Origin of the sequence: Microbispora sp. NPDC049125, from assembly GCF_040802045.1 — a bacterium.
GTDB lineage: Bacteria > Actinomycetota > Actinomycetes > Streptosporangiales > Streptosporangiaceae > Microbispora.
In genome coordinates this window covers 268,493-276,338 of the sequence record NZ_JBEZDW010000008.1, presented here as the reverse complement: position 1 = coordinate 276,338, position 7,846 = coordinate 268,493, and the positions used below count along the sequence as shown (strand labels likewise).

Sequence of the window (7,846 nt, the reverse complement as noted above, 5' to 3'; positions counted from 1 at the left end):
CACACTTATCCCACCCCCACCCACCCCTCCTCCGTCCTCCGCCGTGCCTCCCCCCCCCGCCCGCGCCCGGGCGCCCCCCGCCGCCCGGCGCGCCCCCCCCCCCCCCGCGACTCGATCGGTGACCGGTAGGTCAGACGATCAGGGTGTGGTTCTCGCCGGCGTTGAGCGAGACGACGCCGACGCGGCCGGTCCGGATGCCGATCGGCACGCTGGAGTTGGTGGTGGTGCCGTTGCCGAGCTGGCCGAGGTCATTGAGGCCCCAGGTCTCGACCGGTCCCGTGGCCGGGTAGGCAGCGCTGTGGCTGGCGCCCGCCGTGATGAGCGAGACGTCGGTCAGGAGCAGAACGCCGACGGGGACCGAGCTGTCGATGAGAGTGCCGTTGCCGAGCTGGCCGAAGGCATTGTCACCCCAGGCGCGGACCGCGCCGGTGCTCAGCCGGGCGAGGCTGTGCAGGCCGCCCGCGGCGACGGCGGTCGCCCCGGTGAGGCCGGTGACCGTGACCGGGATCGAGCTGTCGATCAGGGTGCCGTTGCCGAGCTGGCCGTTGGAGTTGTCGCCCCAGGCCCGGCCGGTGCCGTCGTTGAGCGCGGCCAGGCTGTGGCCGCTGCCCACGATGCTCAGAGCGCCGCCCGCCGCGATGGCCCGGACGTTGGCCAGGCCGGTCACCGTCACGGGGACGGAGCTGTCGACGAGGGTCCCGTTGCCGAGCTGGCCCTGGGAGTTGTCGCCCCAGGCGCGCACGGTGCCGTTGGACAGCAGTGCCAGGCCGAAGTTGGCGCCCGCCGCGATGGCCACGACCCCCGTCAGGCCCGAGACCGTGACAGGAAGCGGGCTGTCGACGAGGCTGCCGTTGCCGAGCTGGCCGTCGGAGTTGTCGCCCCACGAGCGGACCGTGCCGTCCGACAGCAGCGCGAGGCTGAAGTTGCCGCCCGCCGAGACGGCCCGGACGCCCAGCAAGCCCGTCACGGTCCCGGGAGTGGGGTGGCTCGTGATGGTGCCGTCACCCAGCTGGCCGTCGCTGTTGCTGCCCCAGGCCTCGATGGTCCCGTTGGACAGCAGGCCCAGACTGTGCGCGGCTCCCCCCGACACCTGGATGACCTCGGCGCCGGTCGCGCCGGCGGCCGTAACGGGCGTCTGCCGGTTGGTGAGCGTGCCGTCGCCGAGCTGGCCGGCCGTGTTGGAGCCCCAGCTCTTCACGCGGTTGGCCTGCGCCGCCGACGCGGGCATCGCCGCCATGACGACGACCTGGGCCGCCAGCGCGGCTCCCGCGAATACGGTCGCGACGCCGCGCATCTTGCCCGGAAGTGTATCCATACTTTCCCCCCGAAAAAACATGGTGAAATGCCGCTGCGACGCCTTTCCCGCCGCTCGCGAATGAGTGGAAGACGCTCGGCACGCTACCAGAATGGCCACGTCAGACCGGAGAACCGACCGCTCTTCGGATAGTCGGTCCTGCATGGTGCAAATAGTGGCAACCCGCCTTTCCTGATGCACCGGTATTAATGGATGAAAGTGGATAAAAAGGGATCAGATGTCTACACGGAAAGGCGCGGGCATTTATGGAGATAGGCCGCGAGTCGCTCCGGCGACCCGGAGCGTACGGCCGGGGCGCGGTGTGGTTGGGTCGCTTCCGTGATCGTGGAGATGCTCGCGCTGGCGGGGGTGGGGGTGCTGGCGGGAGTGGTCAGCACCGTCGTGAGCCTGGCGTCGATCGTCTCGTACCCGGCGCTGCTGGCCTTCGGCCTGCCGCCGCTCACCGCGAACGTCACCAACACCGTCGCGTTGCTGTTCACGGGGGTCGGCGCGGCGGCCGGGTCACGGCCCGAGCTCGCCGGTCAGGGCCGGCTCGTCGCACGGCTCGGGGTGGTCGCCGCGCTGGGCGGCGCGGCGGGCGCCGCACTCCTGCTGTTGACGCCGTCACGGGCGTTCGAGGTGGTGGCGCCGTGGCTGATCGGGCTCGCCTCGCTGCTGCTCCTCCGGCCGCCGAGGCCGGGCCACGCGAGGCTCGGGGGAGAGCGGGGACGGGCGCTGCGCGCCGCGCTGCTGTGTGTCTCCGTCTACATCGGCTACTTCGGGGCGGCGGGCGGCATCTTGGTGTTCGCCGTGCTCGGCTCGGCGCTCGACCAGACGCCCGCCCGGGTGAACGCGGTCAAGAACGTGGTCTCCGCGATGGCCAACGCCGTGGCGGCGGCGGGGTTCGCCCTGTTCGGGCCGGTGGACTGGGCGGCGGCGGGGCCGCTCGCCGCCGGCTTCCTCGTCGGCGGCCGGATCGGGCCCGCGGTCGCCCGCAGGCTTCCCGGCCAGAGCCTGCGGATCGTCGCCGCCGTCTGCGGTCTCGCCGTCACGGTGAAGCTCGGCGTGGACGCCTACCGCACAGGCTGACGTACCGGCCAGGGTGGTCAGGCGGACGAGTGGCGGGCAGACGAGCAGCGGAAGGACGAGGCCGGCGATCACGGCGGACGGCCGCGCCGTGCCGCGTCTCAGGGAGGCGCGACCTGGTTGCGGCGCCGTCGGCGGCTGGGCGACGATGGGACCGCCTTGGAAACGCATCGGCGTCGGGCCGGGAGGTTCAGTGACGCTTCAGCCGGGTGATTACTCGGTCCTGCTCGGGCCCGGACCGCCGCCGGCTGACGCGCCGAGGCTGGAGCTGCCCCCCGGTTTTCCCCTCGTGGATGCGGCCGAGGTGCTGGAGGCGCTGTTCGCGGCGAATGACGGCATCCATCAGATCGCGGTGGTGTCCGGTACGTTCGCCGTAGGGGCGGCAAGCCGTGATGCCGTCGAACCTCCCGGGCGACTCCGCGGCGTGGGGGACGGAGACGGCGCTTCGCTCCCGGGCCGTTCCTCCGCCTATGAGTTGTTGCGGTACGTCTGCCAGGAGTGCTCGCAGATCACCTACCGCATCCATGTGGACGCACGTGACCCCCCGACCTGCGTGAACGGTCACGGACCGCTGGACCGTCCGCGATGAGGATCGGCGAAGCGGCCAAGCCGGTGGGTGACGTCTTCGGCGGGCGCTTCTTCCTCGTCGGCTATCTCCCGTCTTACGCCGCCGCGCTGTTCCTGCTGGTGCTGCTGTGGTCCGGAGCCCCCGGAGAGCTCCGCTTCAGCCGGGCCTGGAAGACCGCGGCGGATCTCGACGCCGGACAGGTGCTGCTGCTGATCCTGGCCATCACCCTTGCCGCGCTGGTCGCTCAGCCGCTTCAGCTGCGGCTGGTCCGGCTGCTGGAGGGGTACTGGCCCGCGCGCCTCGACCGGCTCGCGGGCCCGCTCCGCCGCCGGCACCGTCGACGGCGCCGCGCGCTCGCCCGGGCGGCCGAGCTCCCCGCGCACGTGGACGACGTCCCGGCGGAGCGGCTCAACCGGCTCGGCGAGGCGGGTACGGAGCTTCTCCTGCGCTATCCCGCCGAGGACCGGGTGCGGCCGACGGCGCTGGGGAACGTGCTGGCGGCGGGCGAGGCCCGGGCGGGGGCGGCGTCCGGCTGGGACGCCGTGGTGGCCTGGCCCCGGCTGTACCCGGTGCTCGGCGACCGGATGCGGCAGATCGTCGACGACCGCCGCAACACGCTGGACGCCACGGTGCGCCTTGAGGTGATGTCCGTGCTCAGCGCCGTCGCCGCCGGGGCGCTGCTGGCCGGCTCCGGCTGGTGGTTCTGGCTGACGCTCGTCCCGGCGGGCGTCGGGCTGCTGGCTCATCGGGCCGTGATCGAGGCGGCCCTCGCGTACTGCGAGTCGGTGGAGGTCGCCTTCGACCTGCACCGCCTGGACCTCATCGCCGCCCTGCGCCTGCCGCTGCCCGCCGACCTCGAGGCCGAGGTGCGGCAGGCGGCCGACCTCTCCGCGCAGTGGCGGCAGGGGGTCACCGTCCCGACCGTCTACCGGCATCAGGAGTCGTCGGCTCATGACACCCCCTGACGAGCGAGGGGTCTTCGTCCCGGCCGCGGTGGTGAAAATCGTAGAGGACCTGGTCAACGAGTGGGACCTTGAGGAGAAACGGCTGATGGTCGAGCGCCACTCCGCCGAACTCATGGGGGAGTACGCGGACATCGTCCTGCGGAACGCGCTGGCCGAGGCCGAGGAGGACGAAGGGGATACCGGCCCGGACGTCGCGTCCGGATTGGAGTGGCATCGGGCGCTGCTCACGGACTGCCGGTCGGCGGGCGTGGCGGAGGCCTTCGCGAGGCGGATGCGCCCCGACGAGCGGGCCGAGCTCACTCCCGGGGTGCTGGACCGCATGGCGACGTTGTCGCAGGAGGCGGACCTGATGAGGTTCCTCCTCTTCCGGCCCGGCGTACGGCACTTGACGACCCGGGCCGTCGCCGCGCTGCGCAACGCGACCGACCGGGCGGGGAAACAGGCGATCCTGGAGCGTGACCGGGCCCTGTTGCTCACCCCGCTCGCCGAATACTGGGCGCGGATGTGCGGTCTCCCCGATGAGCACGTCGACTTCCTCGCCCGGGCCCGGACCCAAGGCGTGGAGGCGGCGCTGACCCACATGTTCGGGCCGGCGCCGGACCACCGTGCCGATCAGGTCCCGGCGGAGCTTCGCCTGCTGCTGGCCGAGCTCCTGCAACCCGAGTCCTCGGTGTCGCCGGAGCGCGCGGTGGCGCTGTGCCGGGAGGGGCTTGCCCAGGCCGAGCCGGGCACGCTCGTGTGGGCCGGGCTGAAGGGCAGGCTGGCCAGGACTCTGCTCCTGTCCCAGTCCCGCGACCGCGCGGCCGCGATCGAGGAGGCCGTCGGGCACGCGGCCGAGGTGGCGAGGTACGCCGTGGAGAACGGTGACACCCTCACGGAGGCCACCATGCGGGCACTGCTCGCCACCGCCTTCAGCGAGCGAATCCGCGGGAGCCGTACGGACAACCTGGATCGAGCCGTGGCGGAGGCGGACACCGCGGTGGACATCCTCGACCGGGAGCGCCACGCGGACCCGCGAGCCGGTGCCCGCGTCAGGGTTGATGTGCACGCCGCCGCCGCGGCGGCCTATCTGGGCCGCGCCGCCTCCGGTGACCTGCGCCGCGCTCGCCGGCATGCGGAGGCCGCCCTGCGGCACGCGGGCGCGGGAACGGCCCGCAGCACACTGGCCGAGATCCACCGGACGCTGGGACTGATCGCGGAGGCCACCGGCCGCGACTACGGCAACATCCGGGCCATCGGCCACCTGGAACGCGCACGCGGCACGGCTCTCGCCAGTGACGAGCCGGACGTCTGGGTGGCGGTCAGCGTCGACCTGGCCCGTCTCCATCTCGAGCGGGACGACGCACGCCCGCAGGACGACGTCGTCACCGCCATCGCGATCCTGAACGAGGCTCTGACCCGCGTGGATCCGGTGCGCCGCCCGGCCGCCTGGGCGGCCGTACACGCGGCCCTGGCGGAGGCCCATCGATGGCGGCGGTCGGGGGAGGAGCAAGCCGATCTCGCACTCGTGGCGGACCACGCGGAGAAGGCGCTGAGCGTGTTCACCCGCGAGGACTTCCCGCGTGAGTGGGCCCGCGCGCTCAGCCTGCGCGCGGACGGGCTGCGCCGGTCACTGCGCGGCCACCCTCTGATCAACGCGCGGGACGCGCTCGCGGACTACACGGAGCTGGCCGGCTTCTACCAGGAGGCCGGAGACGAGCGGTCCTGGGCCGACATGCAGGAGAGGATCGGCTTCACGCATGCCTCCCCCGCCATGGTGGACCACGAACCGGGTCACCTGCCGCAGGCCATCGATCACCTGGAACGCGCGCTCGCCGCGTTCCAGCGTCAGCGCAGGCCGGACGCGGTCGCGCTGGTGCGGCGCAACCTCGTGAGCATCGGCGCCGTCGCGCTCATCCGGGGGGTCGCCATCCCCGACCTCGCCGGCAGGATTCGCAGGCACGGCGCCAGGATCCTCCGGGGGTTCCCGAGCGCCGAACAGCGATACGGGGTGCACCGTGCCCTCGGGCTGCTGGAATTCGACGCCGGAGCCCACGCGCGGGCCGCGAAGCATCTGACCAAGGCCCTTGAGGTCGTGCGCCCGCCCGACGCGGGCCTGCTGGACGTCTATCGTCATCTGGCGCTGCTGCGCCGGCGCCGTGGCGAGCGCGCCGAGGCCGTGAGGCTCTGCCTGACCGGCGCCCGGCTGGGGGAGGAGCTGCTGGCTTCCGCGGGGTCTGGGTACGGCGAACACCACCTGATCGACTCTGTGAGCGGTTTCCATCAGATGCTGGCATTGTGGGCGCTGGCGGAAGGCGCCTGGTCGCGGGCGCTCGCCCTGCTCGAACGCAGCAAGTCCTGGACCGTCGCCGACGCGGCGGACCCTGACCTGGACCTCACCGGGCTTCCCGAGTCGGTCCGATCACGTGTGGCCCGCGCTCGGAACGCGGTGCGCGGGCTGGAGGCGGCACTCCGGACGCCGGAGGCCGCCGAGAACGGCGAAGGCCCGCAGATCACCCGCCGGCTCGCCGTGGCGCGCGCCGAACTGGCCGCGGCACTGCGCCTGGCCGGCACGACGCGGGCGGCGTCGCGCACGGCCACCGAGCCGACCGGAGCCTCCGTCTGCGCCGCCGTTCCCCAGGGCGGCGTGCTGGTGATGCCGATCGTCGGCGACGAGGAAGCGGCCATGTTCGTCATCCCAGCCGGGACACCTGAGCCGGCCGGAGCGAACGTCGTCCGGCTCCCGGGCGTCAACCTGGCGAAACTCAGGGACGCCGAGTCGCGATGGCTTGAGAAGAGCAGCCAGTGGGAGCTCGGGAACGTTCCCTTCGCCGTATGGGCGGCGGAGATCGGCGCGATCACCGCGTGGTTGTGGGAGGCCGTCGCCGGCCCGCTCACACAGGCGCTGCGCGACCTCGGCGTCCCCGAAGGGACGACGCTGTGGCTGGCCGGTTCGGAGCTGAGCCGGCACCTGCCGGTCCACGCCGCGAGGTGTCACGACGAAGGCCGTGGGCGCACCCTGCTCGATGTCCATCCGATCGCCTACACACCGTGCGCCGGAGCGCTGAGCGGAACGACCCGCCGGGCCGCCCGCATGGACCCCGGGGAGCAACGCCTCACGGTCTTCTGCGACCCCCTCGGCGACCTGCCCTGGGCCTCCGCGGAGGCCGATGGCATCGTCGAGCAGTTCTCCCCGGGCATGGCGCGGGTCGTACGCGGTCCGGCGGTCACCTGGGAGGCGGTCGCCGCTCTCTCCCGGGACGCCACCTATCTGCACTTCGCCTGCCACGCGGGGGTCAACTGGATCCAGCCGGACTTCTCGCATATCCCGCTGGCGGACGGCTTCCTGCTGACCGCCGCCCACCTGCGCGGCCTGGACCTCGGCGGCACGCGCCTGGCCGTCCTGTCGGGCTGCCAGACCGGGGTGCCAGGGACGATCGGCCGCCGCTCGGCCGAGTACATCGGCCTGGCCGCCGGACTGCTGAGCGCGGGCGCGCCGGGCGTGGTCGCCACCTTGTGGAGCGTGGAGGACGAGTCGACGGCGCTGTTCATGCGGCGTTTCTACGCACTCATGATCGGCCAGGGCCGATCTCCCGTGCAAGCGATGCGCGAGGCCCAGCTCTGGCTGCGCGAGCTCACAGTGGCCGAGCTCACCGGCCTCGACACCGGGACCCGCCGTCAGTCCCGCGGACGGTCCCGCTCCGGCCGTCCCACGGACCGGCCCTTCCAGAGCCCCTATTACTGGGCGGCCTTCCACCTCGTGGGAGCCTAGGGCGGCGGCTGACGGCTCTCGCCGGCGCCGGCCCGGACGGACTCGGCGTGCCTGGTGCGGAGTCGCTGCCTGATCTCCTCGGGGGTGTAGGCCCGCCGCCGCCGCTCGCCCCGGGCGATCACCACTCCGGTCGCGGCGACGCCCGCGAAGGCCGCCAGACCCAGTACCTTCCACCAGCGCAT

6 protein-coding genes are annotated in these 7,846 nt (G+C 73.0%); 4 read left to right on the top strand and 2 right to left on the bottom strand.

Features of this window, described 5'->3' with window-relative positions; translation table 11 throughout:
• Positions 1 to 130 precede the first annotated feature (130 nt).
• A complete protein-coding gene (locus AB0B72_RS13065; protein ID WP_367738839.1) occupies positions 131 to 1,315 on the bottom strand; it encodes an RCC1 domain-containing protein in 1,185 nt (394 codons plus the stop codon).
• 318 nt (positions 1,316 to 1,633) lie between these two features.
• Between AB0B72_RS13065 and AB0B72_RS13060 the strand changes: the two genes are divergently transcribed.
• From AB0B72_RS13060 to AB0B72_RS13045, 4 genes are all read left to right on the top strand, one after another.
• Complete coding sequence (locus AB0B72_RS13060) at positions 1,634 to 2,383, top strand: sulfite exporter TauE/SafE family protein (protein ID WP_367738838.1); 750 nt, start codon at positions 1,634 to 1,636, stop codon at positions 2,381 to 2,383.
• A 190-nt stretch (positions 2,384 to 2,573) separates the two neighbouring features.
• Positions 2,574 to 2,969 carry a hypothetical protein gene (locus tag AB0B72_RS13055; protein ID WP_367738837.1) on the top strand — a complete coding sequence of 132 codons (396 nt, stop codon included), beginning with the start codon at positions 2,574 to 2,576 and terminating at the stop codon, positions 2,967 to 2,969.
• On the top strand, positions 2,966 to 3,913 hold the full coding sequence (locus AB0B72_RS13050; RefSeq protein ID WP_367738836.1) for a hypothetical protein: 948 nt from the start codon (positions 2,966 to 2,968) through the stop codon (positions 3,911 to 3,913). Before AB0B72_RS13055 ends, AB0B72_RS13050 begins: the two co-directional genes overlap by 4 nt.
• Complete coding sequence (locus tag AB0B72_RS13045; protein ID WP_367738835.1) at positions 3,900 to 7,664, top strand: CHAT domain-containing protein; 3,765 nt, start codon at positions 3,900 to 3,902, stop codon at positions 7,662 to 7,664. The genes AB0B72_RS13050 and AB0B72_RS13045 overlap by 14 nt, the downstream gene beginning before the upstream one ends.
• On the opposite strand, the gene AB0B72_RS13040 is transcribed toward AB0B72_RS13045, so the two are convergent.
• Entirely contained in the window at positions 7,661 to 7,846 is a 186-nt protein-coding gene (locus AB0B72_RS13040; protein ID WP_367738834.1) for a hypothetical protein, read from the bottom strand. The two genes, AB0B72_RS13045 and AB0B72_RS13040, sit on opposite strands and share 4 nt — an antisense overlap.